The sequence below is a fragment of the Actinacidiphila acidipaludis genome, from assembly GCF_019890725.1.
Lineage (GTDB): Bacteria > Actinomycetota > Actinomycetes > Streptomycetales > Streptomycetaceae > Actinacidiphila > Actinacidiphila acidipaludis.
In genome coordinates, this window is record NZ_JAINZZ010000016.1 from 58,487 (window position 1) to 78,042 (window position 19,556).

At 73.8% G+C, this 19,556-nt stretch carries 19 protein-coding genes; 9 read left to right on the forward strand and 10 right to left on the reverse strand.

The annotated features are described in order from the left end of the window. Positions 1-3 precede the first annotated feature (3 nt). The gene (locus K7862_RS15485; RefSeq protein ID WP_222963168.1) at positions 4-1,848 is read right to left on the reverse strand and encodes an SCO2524 family protein; all 1,845 of its coding nucleotides are present in this window, start codon (positions 1,846-1,848) and stop codon (positions 4-6) included. Between the two features lie 59 nt (positions 1,849-1,907). Beyond that, on the reverse strand, positions 1,908-2,684 hold the full coding sequence (locus K7862_RS15490; protein WP_222963169.1) for an SCO2525 family SAM-dependent methyltransferase: 777 nt from the start codon (positions 2,682-2,684) through the stop codon (positions 1,908-1,910). Positions 2,685-2,930: 246 nt separating this feature from the next. On the opposite strand from K7862_RS15490, the gene K7862_RS15495 reads away from it, so the two are divergent. Then, positions 2,931-3,455: a GNAT family N-acetyltransferase gene (locus tag K7862_RS15495; RefSeq protein WP_222963170.1), complete on the forward strand. Its 525-nt coding sequence runs from the start codon at positions 2,931-2,933 to the stop codon at positions 3,453-3,455. A 57-nt stretch (positions 3,456-3,512) separates the two neighbouring features. On the opposite strand, the gene K7862_RS15500 is transcribed toward K7862_RS15495, so the two are convergent. The 3 genes from K7862_RS15500 to K7862_RS15510 are packed head-to-tail and all read right to left on the reverse strand — an operon-like array spanning position 3,513 to position 6,681. After that, the gene (locus K7862_RS15500; RefSeq protein ID WP_222963171.1) at positions 3,513-4,310 is read right to left on the reverse strand and encodes a hypothetical protein; all 798 of its coding nucleotides are present in this window, start codon (positions 4,308-4,310) and stop codon (positions 3,513-3,515) included. Further along, the gene (locus tag K7862_RS15505) at positions 4,307-5,743 is read right to left on the reverse strand and encodes a DUF1349 domain-containing protein (RefSeq protein WP_262413195.1); all 1,437 of its coding nucleotides are present in this window, start codon (positions 5,741-5,743) and stop codon (positions 4,307-4,309) included. Before K7862_RS15505 ends, K7862_RS15500 begins: the two co-directional genes overlap by 4 nt. Further along, entirely contained in the window at positions 5,740-6,681 is a 942-nt protein-coding gene (locus K7862_RS15510) for an ABC transporter ATP-binding protein (RefSeq protein WP_222963172.1), read from the reverse strand. The genes K7862_RS15505 and K7862_RS15510 overlap by 4 nt, the downstream gene beginning before the upstream one ends. Positions 6,682-6,801: 120 nt before the next feature. On the opposite strand from K7862_RS15510, the gene K7862_RS15515 reads away from it, so the two are divergent. Continuing rightward, on the forward strand, positions 6,802-8,109 hold the full coding sequence (locus K7862_RS15515; protein ID WP_222963173.1) for a sensor histidine kinase: 1,308 nt from the start codon (positions 6,802-6,804) through the stop codon (positions 8,107-8,109). Positions 8,110-8,510: 401 nt separating this feature from the next. Beyond that, positions 8,511-9,182 (forward strand): response regulator, encoded by a 672-nt coding sequence (locus K7862_RS37585; protein WP_308012005.1) that lies wholly within the window; start codon positions 8,511-8,513, stop codon positions 9,180-9,182. On the opposite strand, the gene K7862_RS15525 is transcribed toward K7862_RS37585, so the two are convergent. Continuing rightward, entirely contained in the window at positions 9,168-10,436 is a 1,269-nt protein-coding gene (locus tag K7862_RS15525) for a benzoate/H(+) symporter BenE family transporter (RefSeq protein ID WP_222963175.1), read from the reverse strand. The genes K7862_RS37585 and K7862_RS15525 overlap by 15 nt on opposite strands. Before the next feature lie 220 nt (positions 10,437-10,656). Here K7862_RS15525 and K7862_RS15530 point away from each other — a divergent pair, with 220 nt between their 5' ends. Continuing rightward, positions 10,657-11,256: a helix-turn-helix domain-containing protein gene (locus tag K7862_RS15530; RefSeq protein WP_222963176.1), complete on the forward strand. Its 600-nt coding sequence runs from the start codon at positions 10,657-10,659 to the stop codon at positions 11,254-11,256. A 110-nt stretch (positions 11,257-11,366) separates the two neighbouring features. Here the strand turns inward: K7862_RS15530 and K7862_RS15535 are convergent, their stop codons facing one another. The 3 genes from K7862_RS15535 to K7862_RS15545 form a co-directional block, all read right to left on the reverse strand. Beyond that, positions 11,367-11,783 (reverse strand): SHOCT domain-containing protein, encoded by a 417-nt coding sequence (locus K7862_RS15535; protein WP_222963177.1) that lies wholly within the window; start codon positions 11,781-11,783, stop codon positions 11,367-11,369. Between the two features lie 248 nt (positions 11,784-12,031). Continuing rightward, the gene (locus K7862_RS15540; RefSeq protein WP_222963178.1) at positions 12,032-13,555 is read right to left on the reverse strand and encodes an MFS transporter; all 1,524 of its coding nucleotides are present in this window, start codon (positions 13,553-13,555) and stop codon (positions 12,032-12,034) included. Between the two features lie 155 nt (positions 13,556-13,710). Then, entirely contained in the window at positions 13,711-14,748 is a 1,038-nt protein-coding gene (locus K7862_RS15545) for an SCO2400 family protein (protein ID WP_222963179.1), read from the reverse strand. A 294-nt stretch (positions 14,749-15,042) separates the two neighbouring features. Between K7862_RS15545 and K7862_RS15550 the strand changes: the two genes are divergently transcribed. From K7862_RS15550 to K7862_RS15565, 4 genes are all read left to right on the forward strand, one after another. After that, positions 15,043-16,188 (forward strand): L-talarate/galactarate dehydratase, encoded by a 1,146-nt coding sequence (locus K7862_RS15550; RefSeq protein WP_262413196.1) that lies wholly within the window; start codon positions 15,043-15,045, stop codon positions 16,186-16,188. A 62-nt stretch (positions 16,189-16,250) separates the two neighbouring features. Continuing rightward, positions 16,251-16,529, forward strand: coding sequence for a dsRBD fold-containing protein (locus K7862_RS15555; protein WP_222963181.1), 279 nt, complete (start codon positions 16,251-16,253; stop codon positions 16,527-16,529). 303 nt (positions 16,530-16,832) lie between these two features. Continuing rightward, positions 16,833-17,486 carry a hypothetical protein gene (locus K7862_RS15560; RefSeq protein ID WP_222963182.1) on the forward strand — a complete coding sequence of 218 codons (654 nt, stop codon included), beginning with the start codon at positions 16,833-16,835 and terminating at the stop codon, positions 17,484-17,486. 135 nt (positions 17,487-17,621) lie between these two features. Beyond that, positions 17,622-17,825 (forward strand): hypothetical protein, encoded by a 204-nt coding sequence (locus tag K7862_RS15565; RefSeq protein WP_222963183.1) that lies wholly within the window; start codon positions 17,622-17,624, stop codon positions 17,823-17,825. Between the two features lie 375 nt (positions 17,826-18,200). On the opposite strand, the gene K7862_RS15570 is transcribed toward K7862_RS15565, so the two are convergent. Next, complete coding sequence (locus K7862_RS15570) at positions 18,201-18,398, reverse strand: DUF1918 domain-containing protein (RefSeq protein ID WP_069462468.1); 198 nt, start codon at positions 18,396-18,398, stop codon at positions 18,201-18,203. Positions 18,399-18,632: 234 nt separating this feature from the next. Here K7862_RS15570 and K7862_RS15575 point away from each other — a divergent pair, with 234 nt between their 5' ends. Continuing rightward, positions 18,633-19,496: a DMT family transporter gene (locus tag K7862_RS15575; protein ID WP_222963233.1), complete on the forward strand. Its 864-nt coding sequence runs from the start codon at positions 18,633-18,635 to the stop codon at positions 19,494-19,496. The last annotated feature ends 60 nt before the right edge of the window (positions 19,497-19,556 follow it).

The window sequence follows — 19,556 nt, forward strand, 5'->3', positions numbered from 1 at the left end:
GTCTCACACCCCCCGGGACGCGGCGCGGCGGCCCATGATCATGGCGTCCAGCTCGACGAGCACCTGCAGGGCCAGTGCACACGCGGTGCTGGGCCGTTCGTCCACCACCTCGCGCGCCCTGCGCAGCGCCACCTCGATCGACTTCAGCGCTATGGCCCGGGTGCCGTCGGCGGACGACGAGGGCACCAGCAGCTCCTTGCCGAACAGGTGACTCGCCTCGCTGATCAGAGAGTTGGCGTGCTGGGTCAGCTCGGCGCTGCGCAGCGGGGGCTCCTGGTAGAGCGTCCGGGCCGCCACCATGCACTCGACCAGACGCTCGGTGGCGCTCCACGACACCACGGACTCCGGCGGCAGCGGCGCCTCGGGGAAGACACCGCTGACGTCGTCCCACAGCTTGGACCCCCGGCCGGACCGCAGCCGCCGCAACCACAGGTGCTCCAGCGACTGCTCGCCCAGCCGCAGCATCCGGTCCCGGGTGGGGATGGTGCGCGACAGCGTGCCGAGCTGGATGGTGCGCTTGAGGAGCTGCGCGGAGAAGTCGCGCATCGTCCACCGCATCGGCGGGCCGATGCGGTCGGATCCGTGCAGCGGGAGCTGGACGCCCGGGCTGTGCAGCGCCACCGCGCCGTCCCTGCCCGTCATCCGGCCGGTGATCCGGCCGCGTTCCGCCAGCCGTTCCAGGATGCTGGCCATCCGGTTGAGGTCGTCCTCGGAACCGCGGCGGCGCTGGTGGTCCTGCGCCAGGATCGCGGTGACCAGGAGGGTGAAGTACTCCGACTCCAGCCGCTGGCCGGTGGTGCGCCAGGGGATGTCCTCCAGCGGCCAGCGGCCCTCGCCGAACCGGGCCAGCAGGGACCAGTACCGCTGGGTGATCTCCCAGCGCAGCCGCAGCGCCTCGGCCAGCCCCTGCTGCTCCGGCGAGAGCAGGCCCAGGGTCAGGGTGCGCTCGGAGAACAGGTCGACGATGCCGTCGAGCGCGGAGACGGTGAAGTACAGGTAGGGCACCGGCTGGGCCACGCCCTGCGGCTGCTGCCCGATCGGGCTGGTGGTGTCGACCGGGGGAGCGGTGTCCACCACGCTCCACGACCAGCCGCACTCGAAGAGCTGGTTCTCGTCGTCGAGGTCGCCGACGATGTCGACGCCGATGGTGAACCGGTCGCGGATGGTGGCCCGCAGCGGCTTCAGCCGGCGCTGGAGCTGCTGGACGACCAGCCGGTCCGGGAGCCGGCCCTGCCCGACCAGGCCGACCAGCGCCTCGCCCTGGGATGACTCGGAGTCGAAGACGCTCACGGTGAACGAGCGCAGCAGGCTCACCATGGCCGCGGTCAGACGTAACGAGGTGGCGACCCGCAGCTCCTCGGCGAGGTCCTTGACCTCCGAGCGCCGCGGTTTGCCGGTGAAGACCTTCAGGAAGCCCAGCGTGGCCAGGCACAGCGTCACCGACATCGAGTACGAGTCGACGACGCCGACGGCCAGCTGCTCCGCCGTCAGTTCCTTCTTCTCCACCGCCGAGCCGAAGTAGTGCCCGCCGGCGAACGTCGGGGTCTTCTTCTCGTCGGTGTGGGTCCGCATGTAGTCGCGGAGGACTTCCAGCAGCCGTACCGGGATGTCACTGCGGCTGCCGACGGTGCGCAGCGCGGCGAGCACGTCGGCGTCGGTGGTGTCCGGGTCGTCGAGCCGGAACTCGGGGATCTCCGTCGCCGGATACAGCAGGCACAGCAGGCGCTCGGAGTCGGCGACGCTGCTCTGCCTGCCCTCGTCGCCCCATTCCCATTCCCCGCCGGGGAAGGAATGGCGGCCGATGGCCTGCCAGATCTCCAGCAGTTGCTGCCGTGGTTGAATCTGCATCCCCGAACCCCTCGCCCTGGTCGCGCCTCAAACCGTCCCCGGAACCCCAACGCCGAGGGTCACACCGCGCCGCGTCTGCCGCAGGCGACGATCATCCCCGTGTATCCCTCGCGAAGCGCCGCCTGCTCCCCCGGAAGAGCGATGCGGACGATCTCCATGTCCTCGCTGTACGGTGCCAAGGTTGCCTCCACGTCGTGCTCGGTCACGGCACACGCGGGGAACCAGTGATCGCCGACCTGATATCCCTCGGAATTCTCCATGAACGCGGCGGCGAACGGTGATCCCGGCTCCAGCGCCTCCGCAAAAGAATTCACCGCCTTGCGGAATTCCGCGTGCGAGGTCGACAGCGACTCGGCGACGAAGAACATGGTCCCCATGCCCCACCGGCGTGACGGCAGCCGGAAGAGGTCTCCCGGCTGCACGGTGGCCGCCGCGCGCAGCGCCGCCCGCGGGTCGGGCACCTCGGCGTAGCCGTCCCCGTGCAGCAGCACCTCCCAGAACTCGTCCCAGTTCGGGGCGTAGCCGGCCACCTGGGAACGCAGCCAGGCGACGTTGGCCGCCGACCGCTCGAACATCGTGATCTCCCGGCACCAGGGCAGCATCGCGAGTGCCGGATAGAGGTTGGCGCCCGCGCCGACGTCCACCCCGGTCACCGGCCGCTCCGGCCGGCGGCCGTGGAAATGGGCGGCGAAGTGATCGCGCACGATTTCGATGATCTGGTGGTCATCGGGGCGCAGTGCGCGGTAGTTGTGCTCACTGTAAGCGTCGGAGTCGAAGGCGTCCCAGGGAGCTTCGCGGTTGAGCTGAGCCGACGATGGGTCAGAAGCGGGATCCATATGGCCAAGACTAGCGCCAACCGGGCACGGTCCTCGTGCGGCGGACGCGAATTCCGGCCACGATCTCCTGTGCGAACGCGCTATCCGGCCAGAAGCGTGATCGGTTGTCCCGGTTCGGTGCCGGTCGGGGCCGGTTGGGGCGGATGCGCCCTGGACAGACTGTCCATACCGCAAGTACACCAGCAGTGAAGGTGTACGAAAATCACGTGCCGTGCGGAACCGGTATCCATCATTCCAGGGAGCAGCGTGAACTTCCTGTCCAACGCACCGCGTCCGGAGCACGAAGCCGTCGGCCGGCATCCCGGCGAAGCCGTCATACGTCCCGTCACCGAGGCCGATCTCGCCGACATCGAACGCGTCGACCGGGCGGTCTTCGGCGAGGCCGCCTATCCGGCCTTCGTGGTGCGGCAGCTCTTCGACGTGCACGGTCACCACATGCTCGCCCTCGACACCCCGACCGGCCTGCGCGGCTACGTGCTGCTGGCCACCGCCCGCGGCTGGGACACCGCCTGGATCCTCAGTCTGGGCGTGGAGGAGCCCTGGCGGCAGAAGGGGTACGGGCGGCGGCTGCTCTCCCAGTGCGTACGCGACATGGCCGACCGCGACCTGCGGGAGATCCGGCTGAGCGTGGAGCCGGGCAACGACGCCGCCGTGCAGCTCTACCGCTCACTGGGGTTCGTGCCGGTGGTGACCCGCGAGGACTACCTCGGCCCCGGCGAGGACCGGCTCATCATGGCGCTCCCGGTGCCGCGTGCCGCGCCGGGCCGGTGACCGCGGGGGTCACCGGCCCGTCCACCGCCCCGGGCGGTGTCCGCCGGCGGCGTCCCGTCAGCCGTCGCGGCGGAGCAGCAGCAGCCAGCCGGCCGCCAGGGCCGCCACCGCCCAGCCGGCGAGGACCGCGAGACCGGCCCAGGGGCCGAGCGGCGCGGTGCCCGCGCCCGGTACCAGGGACTGCACGGCCAGGCCCGCCGGCATCGGGGAGGCGTCCTGCACCGCGTGCAGCACCCGGTCGGGCATCGGCACGATCCTGGTGACCAGGAAAGGGCCGTACAGCAGCGCCGCGACCGACCCGGCGGCCGCGGCCTGCTGACGCAGGATCCAGCCGGCGCCCAGCGCGAGCACCGCCACCAGCACCAGATAGAGGACCGTGCCCGCGCCCGCCCGCAGCACCGCCGGGTCGGACGGGGTGACCAGGCCCCGACCGCCGCGCCCGGTGAAGCCCCGGGTGAGCAGCACCGCGCGCCCGGCCGTCAGCGCGCCGGCCACGCCCACCAGGGCGGTGCCCAGGACCGCGCCCGTCGCCACCACCGCCTTCGCGGCGAGCACCACGCCGCGTCCGGGCTGCGCGGCGAGCGTCAGCACGATCAGCCGCGGGTGGTACTCGGCGGCCACCAGCGTCACCGCGACCGCCAGCGCGGCGAGTTGGGCCGCGTACACCCCCGACAGCACCAGCGCGGTGGTGTCGGGCGGCGCGCAGCCCGGCCCCGGCGGGCAGACCGGCGGCCGCTGCGTCGCGGCCACCAGCGCCCCGCCGCCGGCCAGCACCGCGGCGACCGCGACCAGCGTCCACAGCTGCGCGGGCACGGTGACGAGTTTGGTCCACTCGGCGTGCAGCGCCCGCCTCATGCGTCACGCCGCCGCTGCAGCCAGAACGCCGCGCCCAGCGCCGCCGCGGTGTACGCCGCCATGACCGCGAAGCCCTGCCACGGACCGGTCGCGTCCTCGAACAGCGGCTGCGTCTGCCGGATCGCCGCCCCCGCGATGGGCGTCGCCCGGCCGACCCACAGCCCCGCCCCCACCGAGGTCACCTGGGCCACCAGCGGGATCACCACCAGCACGGTGAAGAGCAGGATCACCGCGGCGGCCGTCCGGCGCACGATCACCCCGACGGCCAGGCTCAGCAGGGCCACCAGCGCGAGGAACGCGGCGGTGCCGATCACCGCCCGCAGCACCGGCGGGTCGGTCAGGGAGTGCTGGGGGAAGATCGGCGGCCCGTAGCCGTTCCGGCGCTGGATCGGCCGGGCCACGAGGAAGGAGACCGTGCAGGCCGCCAGCCCGGCCGCGAAGACCCCGCCGGCCACCACCAGCGCCTTGGCGGCCAGCACCCGGCCGCGGTGCGGGCTGACGGTGAACGTCGTGCGGATGGTGCGGGTGCGGTACTCCGACGTCATCGCCAGCACGCCCAGCGCGACGACCGCGAACAGCCCGATCTGCACACCGCCGAGCGTCGAGGCGACCGTGTCGTCCTGCCCGTCCTGGCCGATGCCGCCGACGCCCGGACTGCCGAGGTCGCCGCCGCCGGTCACGGTGAACACCCCGCCGTCCTGCCGCAGCCCGCCCGGCACGGCGGCCTCCGGCTGGGGTCCCGGCGGCCCGGGCGGCTGCGTCACATCGGTCAGCCGCCAGGCGCCGCCGCCGGACGCGCCCGCGGTGACATGGTCGAACACGGCACGCCCGGTGGTGGCGTGGGTGCGGCCCACCACCTTGCCCGGCCCCGCCCAGTGGGAGGTGCCGACGGGTGGCGAGGCGACGAACATCCCGGCCTCGGCCGTGGCCGGCAGCCCGGTGTCCGCCACGGTGCCGACCGCCCGCCAGGTACGGCCGTCGGCCGACTCCCAGCCGGTGACCCGGTGTCCCGAACGGGTGAGCCGCAGCCAGTACGGCGCCGTCGCGCGCCCGCTGCCGGTGAGCTCGGTGGTCCCGCGGGCCTGCAGGCGCACGCCGTGGTCCGGGGTCAGCATCAGCGACACCGACGGCGAGCCTCCGCCGGTCCCGGACTTGAGCATCAGCCCGGCCTTCGCCCACGGAGCGCTGTCCGCCTGCGCGGTGACCTCGGCGGTGACGCTGACGTCCCCGGTGGCCGGCCGGTGCACGAACGCGAAGGCGTCCAGCCGGGCCGGGCCGCCGTAACTGGTGTGCCCGCCCTCCGCGGTGAGCACCCCGATCAGCACCACCAGCGCCACGGTGGCCAGCAGCGCGGCAGCCGTGCTGCGCACCGAGCGGAGCTTGGCCCACTCGGCGCGGACGGCGCGCAGCAGGGACAGGGCCGGTGTGCTCATACCCGCGGCTCCTCGGTGTCGCGTCCGTGCGCCCGGAACTCCGCCGCGTCCCGGGTCAGGTCCAGATACGCCTCCTCCAGCGAGGCGCGGTGCGGTGCCAGCGCCGAGAACGGCACGGCGCCGCCGCTGAGTTCGGCCGCCACCCGCTCCACGGGCAGTCCCGAGACCGTCAGCGCGTCGGCGCCCAGCACCGACACGGTGCCGCCCGCGGCGGCCAGCACCGTCATCGCCTCGGCCCGGTGCGAGGTGTGCAGCACCACGCGGTCGCCGGACGCCGCCGCGAGCAGCTCGGCCACCGCCCTGTCGGCGAGCAGCCGGCCGCGGCCGATGACGATCACATGGTCGGCGGTGTCCTGCAGTTCGCTCATCAGATGGCTCGACACCAGAACCGTCCGTCCCTCCGCGGCCAGGGACCTGAGCAGCCCGCGGATCCACCGGATGCCCTCCGGGTCCAGGCCGTTGACCGGTTCGTCGAGGATCAGCACTCGCGGGTCGCCGAGCAGGGCCCCGGCGATCCCCAGCCGCTGGCGCATCCCCAGCGAGAAGCCGCCGGCCCGCTTGCGCGCCGCCGGCTCCAGCCCGACCAGCTCCAGCACCTCGTCCACCCGCCGGGCGGGCAGGCCGTTGTACCGGGCCTGCCACAGCAGATGGGCGCGCGCCCGGCGGCCGGGATGGACCGCCTCGGCGTCCAGCAGCGCGCCGACCGCGCGCAGCGGGTCGTGCAGCGCCCGGTAGGGCCGGCCGCCGATCAGGGCGCTGCCGCTGTCGGGCGCGTCCAGGCCCAGCAGCATCCGCAACGTCGTCGACTTGCCGGCGCCGTTCGGGCCGACGAAGCCGGTGACGCTGCCCGGCCGCACCGTGAAGGACAGCGCGTCGACCGCCACCGTCCCCCCGTACCTCTTGCTCAGACCGCTCACCGCGATCGTCCACTCCGTCATGGCGACGACGCTAGTGACGGCCGGCTGCGGCGGCGTCCCGCGCGCGGGGAGTTCCGCACGGCCCGGTCATCCCCCGCACGGGGGACGCGACCTGCGGGAAGCGGTACGGATAATGGCCCGATGACGTCGTCGACAGCACGGGCGGGGCGCTGCGCGGAGGGACTGCGCCGGGCGGTCCGCGCCCCGGACCTCCCGCTCGTCGCCGCCGCGACCCTGGGCACCCTGGCGCTGGCGCAAGCGGCCGCGTCGGCGAGCGGTGAGGGCGACGCCCGGGGCGGTTCCACGGTGCTGGCGGGAGCCCTGTTGCCGGCCCTCGGCTCCACGGTCCCGTTGGCGTTCGTCCGCACCCACCTCGTGCCGGCCGCCGCCGCGATCGCCGCCGCCGTGCTCCTCACCCCGCTCGGCGGCCGGCTGCCCGCCGTGGCCGGGCTGGTGGCGCTCGCCGCGGCCCTGTACCTGGTGGGCCTGCGCTGCCCCCCGGCGGTGGCCGCGCTGTTCACCGTGCCGTTCGTGGCGTACGCGGTGGGCGCCGGATCCGGGCAGCCGGGCGGCAAACCGCTGGCGGTGGGGATGCTCGCGGGCGCCGCCCTCGCACCCGCGCTGGGCGTCCTCCGCACGTCGCGCCGCGCCGCCGCGGCCCGGGCGGAGGCGGACTGGGCCTACGCGGACACCCTGCTGGAGTACGCGGCCCGCGGCGAACGCGCCCGGATAGCACGCGAGTTGCACGACATCGTCGCCCACCACATCAGCGCCCTGTCGATCCAGGCCGAGACCGCCAGGCTCACCACCCCCGGCCTGCCGCCCGAGGGCGCCGCGAAGCTGCTGGCGATCGGGGAGACGGCACGCGAGGCCCTCACCGAGATGCGCCGGCTGCTCGGCGTGCTCCGGGACGACGGGGACGACGGGGACGCGGGGGCCGGCGACGGCGGACGGGACGGCGGGGGCGCCGGCCGCCGGACGGGCCGCGACAGCGGCCGCGACCGGGCCGCGGGCCGCCCGGCGCGGTCCCGCCCGCAACGCCGCCCGCAGCCGGGCGTCGACCAACTGCTGGCTCTGGTCGACCAGGCTCGCGACACAACCGGCAACGTCGTCCGCCTGACCGTGCGCGGCGCGCTCCGGCCGCTGGACCCGGGCGTCGAACTGGCCGCCTACCGCATCGCCCAGGAGGCGCTGACCAACGCCCGCCGCCATGCCCCGGGTTGCGCGGTCGACGTCGAACTCGATTACGGCGACGACCAGTTGCGGCTGACCGTCCGGGACAGCGGGCCGGGCGGGGTGCCCGGGCCCGGCGGCCACGGGCTGATCGGCATGCGGGAACGCACCGCGATGGCGGGCGGCACCCTGTCGGCCGGCCCCGGCCCGGTCACCGGTTTCGTCGTGCAGGCCCGGCTGCCGCTCGCCCCGCCCAGCGCCCGGTGGGCGGCATGAGCGGGCCGCCCGCGGCCGGTGGTGCGGACGCTTGGCGGCGCCGGGACGCCAGCACGGACGCCGGGTCGCCGCCGGGTGCGCGTGCGGACGCCGGGTCGCGCGCGGCCGGTGCTGCGGATGCCGTGCCGCCCGCGGCTGGTGGTGTGGATGCCGGGTCGCCGCCGGGTGCGCGTGTGGATGCCGGGTCGCCACCGGCCGGTGGTGCGGGCGCTTGGGGGCGGCGGGACGAGGGTGCGGACGCCGGGTCGCCGCCGGGTGCTGCACGTGTGGATGCCGGGTCGCCACCGGCCGGTGGTGCGGATGCCGTGCCGCCCGCGGCTGGTGGTGCGGACGCCGGGTCAGACGCGGCCGGGGGTGCGGTTGCCGGGCCGGGGGCGGCTGGACGTTCGGTTGCCGGGCCGGTGCGCATTCTGGTGGTCGACGACCAGGACGTGGTCCGCGCGGGATTCGCCGCGCTGCTCGGCAGCCAGCCCGACTTCGAGGTGGTCGGCAGCGCGGCGGACGGCGCCGCCGCCGTCCGGCTCTGCGACGCGGTCCGGCCCCACATCGTGCTGATGGACGTGCGGATGCCGGTGCTCGACGGCATCGAGGCCACCCGGCTCATCACCCGGCGGCCGGACGCGCCGCCGCGCATCATCATGCTCACCACCTTCGACCTCGACGAGCACGTCTACGACGCACTGGCCGCCGGGGCCAGCGGCTTCCTGCTGAAGGACATGGCGGCGGAACGGCTCTTCGACGCGGTGCGGATCGTCGCGTCGGGCGAGGCGCTGCTCGCGCCGACCGTGACCCGGCGGCTGATCGGCCAGTTCGTCCGGCTGCGCCCGCACGCCGCCGCCTCGGAGGCCGTCCTCGCCGCGCTGACCCCGCGGGAGACCGAGACGCTGCGGCTGGTGGCCGAGGGCCTGACGAACGCCGAGATCGCCGAACGGCTGGTGGTCAGCGCGGAGACGGTCAAGACCCATGTCAGCCGGGTGCTGGGCAAGCTGGGCGCGCGCGACCGGGCGCAGGCGATCGTGTTCGCGTACGAGCACGGGCTGGTGGTCCCGGGCGGTCGCTCACCTTCCGGGTGAGCCGGCCGCGGGCGCGGCAGCGGGCTCTGGCGCCGGAGCCGGAGCCGGCGCCGGGCCGGAGCGGTCCGGCCCGCGCCCGGGGACGGGGAGGCGGCCGGCCAGCAGGGTGCAGACCCCCGCCAGCAGTCCCCAGAACGCCGAGCCGATGCCGAGCAGGGTCATGCCCGACGCCGTCGCGAGGAAGGTCACGACCGCGGCCTCGCGGTGACGTTCGTCGCCGAGGGCGGTGTGCAGCGAGCCGCCGATCGTGCCGAGCAGTCCGATCCCGGCGATGCCCAGCACCAGTTCCCGCGGCATCGCGGTCAGCAGCGCGCCGATCGTCCCGCCCAGCGCGGCGACGCACAGATAGAACACCCCCGCCCAGACCGCTGCCACGTAGCGGCGGGAGCGGTCGGGGTGGGCCTGCTCGCCGGTGCAGATCGCCGCGGTGATCGCCGCCAGGTTGAGCCCGAACGCGCCGAAGGGCGCCAGCACGGCGTTGACCGCGCCGGTCCAGCCCAGCAGCGGCGACACCGGCACGTCGTAGCCGGAGTTGCGCAGCACCGCCACGCCGGGCAGGTTCTGGCCCGTCATCGTCACCACGTACAGCGGCAGGCCCACGCTGAGGAGGACGCGCCAGTCGAAGTCCGGGGCGGTGAACACCGGTACCGGGGCGGACAGCCGCACGCCGCCGGTGTGCCAGCCGCCGGTCAGCGTGGTGGCGGCCACGCCGGTGGCGAGCGCCACCAGAACCGCGTACCGCGGCAGCAGCCGCCGTGCCAGGAGGTAGGCGGCGAACATCGGGAACGCGACCGCGAACCGGCCGTGCATCGCGGTGAACAGGCCGGTGCCGAACTGCAGCAGCACCCCGGCGAGCAGAGCGGCCGTCAGCGGGACCGGGATCGCGTCCATCACCCGGGCGAACCAGCCGGTGACGCCGCTGACGAGGATCAGCACCGCGGAAAGCAGGAACGCCCCCACCGCCTGGGCCATCGGCACCCCCACGAGGCCCGTCGCCAGCAGGGCCGCGCCCGGCGTCGACCAGGCCGTCACGACCGGGGTGCGGTAGCGCAGCGACAGGCCGACGCAGGTCACGCCGAGGCCCAGCCCGAGCGCCACCATCCAGGAGGCCAGTTCCGCGGCGTCGGCGCCGGCCGCCCTGGCGGCGCTGAACACCACGGCGGCGGAGCTGGTGACGCCGACCAGGACGGTGATCAGGCCGGCGGTGACGGCGGGCGCGGGAGCCGCGGAGCGCAGGGACGCGAGGACCTTCATCAGCCCTCCAGGGGCGGCCGGGGTACCGTGACGACCGTTCCGTTTACGGAACGTTCCGTGTGCGGAACACTAGGCTGACCCCCGGACGCCCGTCAACGGCCCAGGTCCGGCGGGGCATTGCGGTATGGAGTCCGGGAAGCTGAGCACGGGATCCGGAGCACGGGATCCGGAGCACGGGATCCGGAGCACGGAGCCCGGAGCACGGGAGCTGGGAGCGGCAGTGGAGCTGAACGAACAGGTGGGCCTGCGCCTGCGGCAGTTGCGCGAGGAACGCGGCCTGAGCCTGTCCGCGCTGGCCCGGCGGTCCGGCACCGGCAAGGCCACGCTCTCCGAACTCGAGGCCGGGCGCCGCAACCCCACGCTGGAGACCCTGTACGCGCTGACCACCGCGCTCGGCGTCCCGCTCAGCGCGGCCCTCACCGACAGCGGCGGCACCCCGTACGGAACCCCGGCCCCGGGAACGTCGCCCGGGGCGGGCGGCGCGCCGGGCGGGGGCCCGGCCGGCATCTCCGGACAGGCGGTCACCGCGGTGCTCACCGAGCGGTTCGAGGACGGTGCCGCCGTCACGGACGTCTTCCGGATCCGCATCCGCGGCGGCGCCGTCCAGGAGTCCGCGGCGCACATCCCCGGTACCCAGGAGCACCTGGTCGTGCTCACCGGGACCGCGGTCGTCGGCGACCCGGCGGCGCCGGTCACCGCGGGGCCCGGCGCGCACGCGCACTGGACGGCGGACGGCCCTCACCTGTACAGCGCGCCCCACGGCGACGTGGAGGCCGTGCTGTTCGTCCGCAGCCCCCTCGCCGCGCCCCGGACTCCCTGACGGGGGCGTGCCCCGGGCGGGCCACCGTCCCGCCCGGGGGACCGCCGGATCAGGGTGCCGCCCGGCTCGTCAGGGTGCAGGGCAGCAGCAGCGCCCGGTCCGGCCGTCCGTCAGGACAGCACCCTCTCCTTGGCCTTCTGGAACTCCTCCTCGGACAGCGTGCCGTCCGCCCGCAGTTGGGCGAGACGGGCGAGCTGGTCGGCGTGGCCGCCGCCGTCCGAGGCGCCGGCGGTCTTGCGGATGTAGTCGTCGAACGCCTTCTGCTGGCTCTCCGCATGACGCTGCTCGCGGCGGCCCATGCCCGTGCCCCGTGCGACGACGTAGACGAAGACGCCGAGGAAGGGCAGCAGGACGACGAACACCAGCCATCCGGTCTTGGCTCCGCCGCTCATCGAGTCGTCGCGGAAGATGTCCAGGACCACGCGGAACAGCAGGAAGATCCACAGCACCCACAGGAAGACCCACATGGCCGTCCAGAAGGCGCCGAGCACGGGATAGTCGTAAGCGAGGTACACGTGATCGCCCATGGTTCACTCCCTGGTGCTGCCCTTCGCGGCGGGCGGAGGCGGTCGCGGGTTCCGGTGGCTCAGGTGTCCGCCGGCCGCTCGGGGGCCGAAAGGGTCATCGATGGGACCCCTTCATCATCAGCGTCACCCTGGTGGCCCACAACCGGAGTCGGGCCCGGCCCGGCACACCGGGGATCCGGCCGCGCGGCGCGCCGTGCGGAAGGGTCCGCGGTCCTCGCGGACCGCGGACCCTTCCAGGACGTTCCCGCTCAGCTTTCGCGGGGCGTCGCGCTCGTGACCACGACGCTCTCCTGCACGGCCGCCGGACCCTCCGCGGGTCCCGCGGCCGGCGTTTCGTCACCGCGGACGGGCTCGGGCAGGGCCTCGGTGCGGGAGGGGATGAGCAGCGCGGCCAGGAACGCCAGCACGGTCGCGCCGGCCAGGGCAGCGAAGCCCCAGGCGTACCCGGACTCGGCGGGCAGCCCGCCGGGGCCGGTGCGCGCGGTCACGATGCCGGCCATCAGCGCCGCGCCGACGGCGCCGCCGATGGTGCGGATGTTGGCGTTCATGCCGCTGGCCACACCGGTCTGGTGGGCCGGCACGGCCTGCACGACCAGGCTGGACATCGCGGCGAAGGCGAGGCCGAAGCCCACCCCCAGCACGCCGGTGGCCACGCACAGCTCCCACACGTGGTCGTGTGCGAACGCCATCAGCAGGAACGGCGGCACGGCGATCAGACTGCCCGCCACCACCAGGGCCTTCGCGCCGAAGCGGGCCGCGAGCCGGCCGGAGGCGGTGCCGACGGCGAACATGGTCACGGGCCAGGGGAGCATGATCAGGCCGGACATGGTGACGCTGGCGCCGAACCCGTAGCCGGCCTGCGACGGCGTCTGCAGGAACTGCGGCAGGAAGCCGAAGGTCGCGTACATCCCCACGCCGACGAGCAGGGCCACCAGGTTGGAGGTCCACACCGCGGGCCGGCGCATCATGCGCAGGTCGACCAGCGGCGTCGATGCCCGCTGCTCGGACAGGATCCAGCCGGCGGCCAGCACCACCGCGGCGCCGAGCAGGGCGAGCACGCGCCCGGAGGTCCAGCCCCACACCGAGCCCTGGCTCAGGGCGAGCAGCAGCGCGACCAGCCAGGCGGAGAGCAGCACCGCGGGCGTCACGCTGATCCGGCCGCCGGCGTGCGCGGGCGACCTGGGCAGCACGACCTGGGCCGCGATGCCGGTCAGCACCACGGCGACCAGCGGCAGCCAGAACAGCCAGTGGAAGTCGAGGACGTTGATGATCGGGCCGGCCAGGACGATGCCCAGGCCGCCGCCGACGGCGGTCAGCGCGGCGAGCAGGCCGACGGTCGCGGGGGCGCGGTGCGGCGGGAACTCGTCACGGGTGATCCCGAAGGCCAGCGGCAGCACGCCGCCGCCGACGCCCTGCAGCACGCGGGCCGCGATCAGGACGGTGATGCTGCTCGCCAGGGCGGCCAGCAGCAGGCCGGCGGCGAGCGCGCCCAGGGTCACCACGAGCATCTTCTTCTTGCCCACGGCGTCGCCGATGCGGCCGATGATCGGTGTGAAGATGGAGGCCGACAGCAGGTAGGCGGTGAGCACCCAGGTCGCCGCGGTCTGGTCGGTGTGCATCGCCTGCTGCACGGTGGCGAGCACCGGCACCACGAGCGACTGGAGCAGGGCGTACGCGGAGACGGCCGCCGCCAGCACCAGCAGGGTGGCGGGTGAGGCGCGGCGGACGCGGGCGGGCGCCGGGGAGGCCGACGCCGTCGCAGATATCGACATGGCTGTCTTTTCGGGGGACGGGAGCGCAGCGGCGCCCCTGGATGGAAGTGGAGGTTCCTCCGCTTATCTCGATAGTAAGCGGAGGAACCTCCACATAGCAAAACGCACGGTGCCCCCGCCCGGATCCGGGCGGGGGCACCGTGCGTTCCCCGAGGTCAGCCGAGGCAGACGATGAGCAGGCAGAGCTGCTGAGGGGGCGGCGTCGACGGCGCGGTGGTGGCCGGCGGCGCGCTGGACGGCGGAGGCGTGGCCGGGGGAGTCGACGTCGTCGACCCGGATCCGCTGTTCGCCGTCGTCGAACCCGAGCCGTTGTCCGTGGGAGCGACCGGCGCCGTGGTGGCACCCGTGCTCGGCCGCGGCTTGGTGGCCGAGGAGTACGACACCGGTTGGCCCGACGGGATCACGCTGGCCGGGATCGAGGTGATGCTGTCCGGTCCGGCGTGCGTGGTCCGCGGCGCGGGCCGCGTGGCCGAGCTGTGCTGCTGCGTCGCGACGTGCGACGGGGCGGCGGAGGGAGCGGTCCCGCCGTTCGGCAGGCTCACCGCCGTGTTGTCCGTCTGCAGGGCGGTGGGCGCCTGCGGGTCGGCGGCCGAGGCGGTGGTCGCACCGCTCCTGCCGGAGTGACCCTGCATCGAGGCCACCGTGACACCGCCGCCGAACAGGGCGACGGCGGTGGCGACCCCGGCGCGCCGCCGGTTCTTCTTCCAGCGCTCCATCTGGCGGCGCCGGGCGGCGCGGCCGCGGTGCAGCGTGGGGGCCAGCGAGGCCGGGCCGAGGACCGACGGGGTCCCGGTCTCCGGCTCTTCGCCACCGTCCGGCCCCGCGGTCTCCGCGTCGATCAGCGCGGCCAGGCGCGGCCGGGAGGACTCGGTGCGGCCGGGGTACCCGTGGGCGCCCGCCGGGGCGGGCGCGCCCCCGTGGTACCCGGGGTGGGCGGCGTAGGCGTGCTCGTCAGGAGTGGTCCAGCCCCCGAAGGGGGCCGGGTGTCCCGGCAGCAGGCCGTCCGGGAGCGGACCGGCGGAACCGCCGGGGTGCCCCGCGGGCGCCAGGCCGTACGACTCCCAGGCCGCGTTCGTGGTGCCGTCGCCCTGGTAGGCGCCGGCGGGCGGGGCTATGTCCGGCGCGTAGGCGCCGCACCCCGGGCACACCAGAGCCCCGTTGAGGGTCCGGCGGCATGAGTAGCAGTAGTCCATTCGCGGTCTTTCTGTGCTGGCAGCGCAGCTGAGGGAGGCCGTGGCATGTTCACGTTCGCCCGCGATGGGGCAGCCGCAAACGCTAACAGCAGCAACAGGAGACCTTGCGTGCCCCTTGTGATGCTCTTGAAAAGATTGCTGGTCACCGCTCGCGTGTGGGACGCCCCACAGTCTCCGGCGCCCGCACGTGTCCGGGGTGCCGGAGCGCGCCCGCTGAACCGCCACGCCGCCGACGGGTAGGCTGCATTCAGAAGTGCGTTCAGTGTTCACATCCATGACCGAATGGAGACGTCCATGACGCCCGCGGCCCCCGCAGCCGACCGCATCAGCCGCATCCGGCTCTCGTCCGTCCTCCTCCCGCTGACCACCCCGATCAGCGACGCCAAGGTGCTGACGGGGGTGCAGGCGCCGATGACCGAGGTCGCCCTGCTCTTCGCCGAGATGTCCACCGCGCAGGGCCACGAGGGCATCGGCTTCAGCTACGCCAAGCGGGCCGGCGGCCCCGGCCAGTACGCCCACGCCCGCGAGGTGGCCCCCGCCCTGATCGGCGAGGACCCGAACGACATCGCGCGCCTGTGGAACAAGCTGGTCTGGGCCGGCGCCTCCGTCGGCCGCAGCGGTCTGGCCACCCAGGCGATCGCCGCGCTCGACATCGCCCTGTGGGACATGAAGGCGCGGCGCGCGGGCCTGCCGCTGGCCAAACTGCTGGGCGCCCACCGGGACTCGGTGCGCTGCTACAACACCTCGGGCGGCTTCCTGCACGCCCCGGTCGAGGAGGTGCTGGAGAACGCGACCGCGTCGCTGGAGCGCGGCCTGGGCGGCATCAAGATCAAGGTCGGCCAGCCGGACGGCGCCGCGGACCTCAAGCGCCTGGAGGCGGTGCGCACCCGCATAGGCGACGGTGTGCCGCTCATGGTCGACGCCAACCAGCAGTGGGACCGGCCCACCGCCCTGCGTCTGGGCCGGGCGCTGGAGGAGTTCGGGCTGACCTGGATCGAGGAACCGCTGGACGCCTACGACGCCGAGGGGCACGCCGCCCTGGCGGAGGCCCTGGACACGCCGGTCGCCACCGGCGAGATGCTGGCCGGCGTCGCCGAGCACGTCGCCCTGATCGACGCCCGGGCCTGCGACATCATCCAGCCGGACGCCCCGCGGATCGGCGGCGTCACCCAGTTCCTCAAGCTGGCGGCACTCGCCGACCACCGGAAACTGCAGCTCGCCCCGCACTTCGCGATGGAGATCCACCTGCACCTGGCGGCCGCCTATCCGCACGAACCGTGGGTCGAGCACTTCGAGTGGCTGGAGCCGCTCTTCCACGAGCGCCTGGAGATCCGCGACGGCCGGATGCACCTGTCCGACCGGCCCGGACTCGGCATCACGCTCACCGATCAGGCCCGCGCCTGGACGCGGGAGAGCTGCGAGATCGGCTCCCGCGGCTGAAGCCCGGGCGCGGGCGAGCGATCCTGGAAGGGAGGGGGTGGCCGAGCAGAAGGGACAGCCCGATGACGCAAGCGAAGACTGCGGCACGTACGAAGACCTGGACCCTGCGTCTCGACCTCGTCGAAGAGGACGAGGACGTCACCACGGTCCACGCGGCCCTCGACACCGGCGGCAAGACCCTGACCACCGACACCAGCGCGCACCGCAACCCGCACGACCAGCCGGTCCCCGAGATCGGGGACGAGTACGCGGCCGGGCGCGCTCTGCTGGATCTGGGAAAGCAGCTGTTGCGTGCGGGGACGACCGAGGCCGCCGCGAACGACGAGTACGAGAAGGGCTGACGGACCGCAATGCTCCACCGCTGATGAATCGGCCGGTTTCCCGATCGGCCGATTATCCAGCCAATAACACTGGCCTCTCGGTATCTCATTCATGTCACCCGTAACCGGCCGGTACCCCCGGCCGGTGTTCGCTCAGGCATGCGAGAAATCGGCGTCACCTGCGCCGACGACGGCGTCCCGAGGAATCCGCCGACCTTTTCATGATTATCCCCGTGCTTCCTCCTGCGTATTCTTCGCGAAGGCGGCGAACGATCATGAAATGTGGGCTATCGTCACGCCAAGTCAGATTCCGGAGGCAAACCGATGACTGCCATTGACGACGCGCAGGTGCGCCCGCGACCGCGGACGGATGCGTTCTACAAACTGGCCGTGGGGGCCATCCAAGGGGAAAAAGACCCCGAAGCGGCCGCCGAGAAGATCGCCGAGGCCCACGAATCCGAACGGACGGCCTGGGACGCGCGATGGCGCGGCACCCAGGCCGAGGCGTCCCAGATGTCCGCCGAACTGCGCCGCAGGGTGGAGATGCTCGGGCACGCCGCGAACGTCACCAGCCGGGAGCTGGCGGCCACCGTGGAGATGTCGGCGACCCTGACGCACCAGGCGCAACTGCTCGGCCGGCTGCGGATCACCGCCCAGCAGGCACTCGACGGCACGGTGTCGGCCGTCGACGTCCTCGCGCTCCTCAGCGAGGAGGTGCCGGAGCCGCACATCCAGCCGATGGTCGTCGGCTTCGTCGCCGACACGCGGTACCGCAGCGGGCAGTTCGTCTCGACGTCCGGGGACATCATGATGGTGTACCCGTTCGTGGGGTTCTCGCTCGTCGTGCAGACGCCGGGTTCGGGCGCGGAGATCGAGCCGACCTTCCTGGTGGAGGGACGGGCGCTGTGCCGCTCGGCCATCCAGATGGAGCGGGGACTCATGCTGCAGGGCACGCTGCTGCCCATGATGGGGCGCTAGCCCGGCGGTGCGTCACCCGCCGGAGCGCACGTGCCCCGGCCGCGGCCGGGGCACGGCGCCCCTTTACCCGGACCCGGACCCGGATCGACGGATCGGGTCCTTTTCTGCTGAGGCGCATTTCGGAGAAGAGCCGTCATGATGGAACGCAGGAGAACGCACCGCAGAAAACCGCAGCGCAGCAGTACCAGAGGAACGGCCGGCGAGGTCTTTCTCGTCGGCATGGACCGGCAGGGCGTGGTGCGGATCAGCCGCGCCGTGGACGCCCGCACGCTGGGCTTCTATCTGCACGAGATCGCCGACGACCTGATCGCCGGGAGCGGCACCCGGCGTCTGCCGTGAGCCCCCGGTCCTGAGCGGACCCCCGCCCCGTCAACCGCGACGCTCGGCGAAGTCCCCGCATATGCCCCTCACGTGTGGCCAAACCGGCCGCCGAGTGCTAAAAGGGGTACACCCTTCTCCATCTTTTCCCGTCTTTCGAGAGACCGCGCCGGGCGTTCCGGAGGCAACCAGAGCCCGACGCGGCCTGAGAGGGCGCTCGTGAGTGCCCGATCCCGCTGGAAGCTTACTAGGCAGGAGAACTCCGCAGGAAGAATGCGTGCCAGTCTGCCGATCAATTGCCTGTGTGCCCCGCACCTGCCGATCACTTGTGATAAACCGTCGCCCCGCGGAAGTGGTCCGCGGGGCGGCGCCTGCCGGCGGCGGTCGCGCCGCCGCTCACATGGGCCGGGGTGCGCCCGACTCGACCACGCAGTCCGAACCGGGGACCACCTCGGCCTCGCGGCCGTCCTCGAACCGGATGCGGTAGGGCGGGTCGCCCTCGCGGCCGAGGACCTCCAGAACCTTCGCCCGATGCTCCGGGGTGCCCACCGTGCGTCCGGTGAACCGCAGAACATCGCCTTTGTGTACCCGCATGGGCCTCTCCCTCGTCGAAGCCTGACCGGTAATTCGACCGTACTCGCCGTCCCGCGGGACGGCCAACGGCTGCCCGCGGACGGTGAGGGTCCCGGCGATCGGGTGACCCGCGGAGCGCGCGGCGGGCCGGTCGTTGGCCGCGCGGCCCCGTTCCGCGGATGCTGGGGCGGACACCGTCCGGACCGGGCGCGCGGCGGCGCGGTCCCGGAGAACCCGTCACAGGGGAGGCCGACTCTGCTGGTCCTGTGCGTGTTCTTCGCGTTGCTCGGCGCGGCCAGCAACGCGACGGGGACGGTGCTGCAGCGCAAGGCCGCCCTCGCGGTGCCCCCGGAGCACGCCCTGCACCCCCGGCTGCTGCTGGACATGGCCCGCCAGTCCGTCTTCCTGCTCGGGATCCTGGGAGTGGTCGGCGCGGCGCTCTTCCAGGCGCTGGCCCTGGTGGCGGGACCGCTCGCGCTGGCGCAGCCGCTGTTCATCCTGGAACTGCCGTTCGCGCTGCTGATCTCGCTGCCGGTGCTGCACCGCACGCTGCCGCGGTCCGGCTGGTTCGCGGTCGGCTGCATCGTGCTCGGACTGGCCACCGCGCTGGCCTGCGCCGCGCCGGACAGCGGCCGGCCGCAGGCGTCGCTGGCCCGCTGGATCCCGGCCTGCACGGTGTGCGCCGGCGTCGTCGCCGCGACCGTGGTGCTCGCCCTCCACCGGCCGTCCGGCGCCCGCCGGGCCGCGCTGCTGGGCACCGCCGCGGCCGTCGCCAACGCCCTGACCGCCGCGCTGCTGAAGTCGTCCGCCAACACCTTCTCCGACGAGGGCTTCGGCGCGTTCCTCGCCGCCTGGCAGACCTACGCCTTCGCCGTGTGCGGCCTCGGGGCGGTCTTCCTGCTGGAGAACGCCCTGCAGGCGGGGTCCATCACGGCCTCCCAGCCGGCGCTCACCCTGGGCGACGCGGTGGTGAGCCTCCTGCTGGGCGTCACAGTCTTCGCCGAGCACATCCGCACCGGGTGGTGGATCCTTCCCGAGCTGGGCGCGGTCGCGGTCATCCTCTTCGGCATCCTGTACCTGGCGCGGGCGGTCCCGCTGACCCAGGAACTGGCGGGCTGACGCGGCGAGTCGCCGGTCACCGGGCGGCGCATCGTGCTTTTTTTCACACGCCTTGTGCGG

Bases quoted from the DNA above. Each gene is read 5' to 3' on its own strand.
- K7862_RS15485 (WP_222963168.1), bottom strand. From the start codon at position 1,848: ATGCAGATTCAACCACGGCAGCAACTGCTGGAGATCTGGCAGGCCATC.
- K7862_RS15490 (WP_222963169.1), bottom strand. From the start codon at position 2,684: ATGGATCCCGCTTCTGACCCATCGTCGGCTCAGCTCAACCGCGAAGCT.
- K7862_RS15500 (WP_222963171.1), bottom strand. From the start codon at position 4,310: ATGAGGCGGGCGCTGCACGCCGAGTGGACCAAACTCGTCACCGTGCCC.
- K7862_RS15505 (WP_262413195.1), bottom strand. From the start codon at position 5,743: ATGAGCACACCGGCCCTGTCCCTGCTGCGCGCCGTCCGCGCCGAGTGG.
- K7862_RS15510 (WP_222963172.1), bottom strand. From the start codon at position 6,681: ATGACGGAGTGGACGATCGCGGTGAGCGGTCTGAGCAAGAGGTACGGG.
- K7862_RS15515 (WP_222963173.1), top strand. From the start codon at position 6,802: ATGACGTCGTCGACAGCACGGGCGGGGCGCTGCGCGGAGGGACTGCGC.
- K7862_RS15525 (WP_222963175.1), bottom strand. From the start codon at position 10,436: ATGAAGGTCCTCGCGTCCCTGCGCTCCGCGGCTCCCGCGCCCGCCGTC.
- K7862_RS15535 (WP_222963177.1), bottom strand. From the start codon at position 11,783: ATGGGCGATCACGTGTACCTCGCTTACGACTATCCCGTGCTCGGCGCC.
- K7862_RS15540 (WP_222963178.1), bottom strand. From the start codon at position 13,555: ATGTCGATATCTGCGACGGCGTCGGCCTCCCCGGCGCCCGCCCGCGTC.
- K7862_RS15545 (WP_222963179.1), bottom strand. From the start codon at position 14,748: ATGGACTACTGCTACTCATGCCGCCGGACCCTCAACGGGGCTCTGGTG.
- K7862_RS15550 (WP_262413196.1), top strand. From the start codon at position 15,043: ATGACGCCCGCGGCCCCCGCAGCCGACCGCATCAGCCGCATCCGGCTC.
- K7862_RS15555 (WP_222963181.1), top strand. From the start codon at position 16,251: ATGACGCAAGCGAAGACTGCGGCACGTACGAAGACCTGGACCCTGCGT.
- K7862_RS15560 (WP_222963182.1), top strand. From the start codon at position 16,833: ATGACTGCCATTGACGACGCGCAGGTGCGCCCGCGACCGCGGACGGAT.
- K7862_RS15565 (WP_222963183.1), top strand. From the start codon at position 17,622: ATGATGGAACGCAGGAGAACGCACCGCAGAAAACCGCAGCGCAGCAGT.
- K7862_RS15570 (WP_069462468.1), bottom strand. From the start codon at position 18,398: ATGCGGGTACACAAAGGCGATGTTCTGCGGTTCACCGGACGCACGGTG.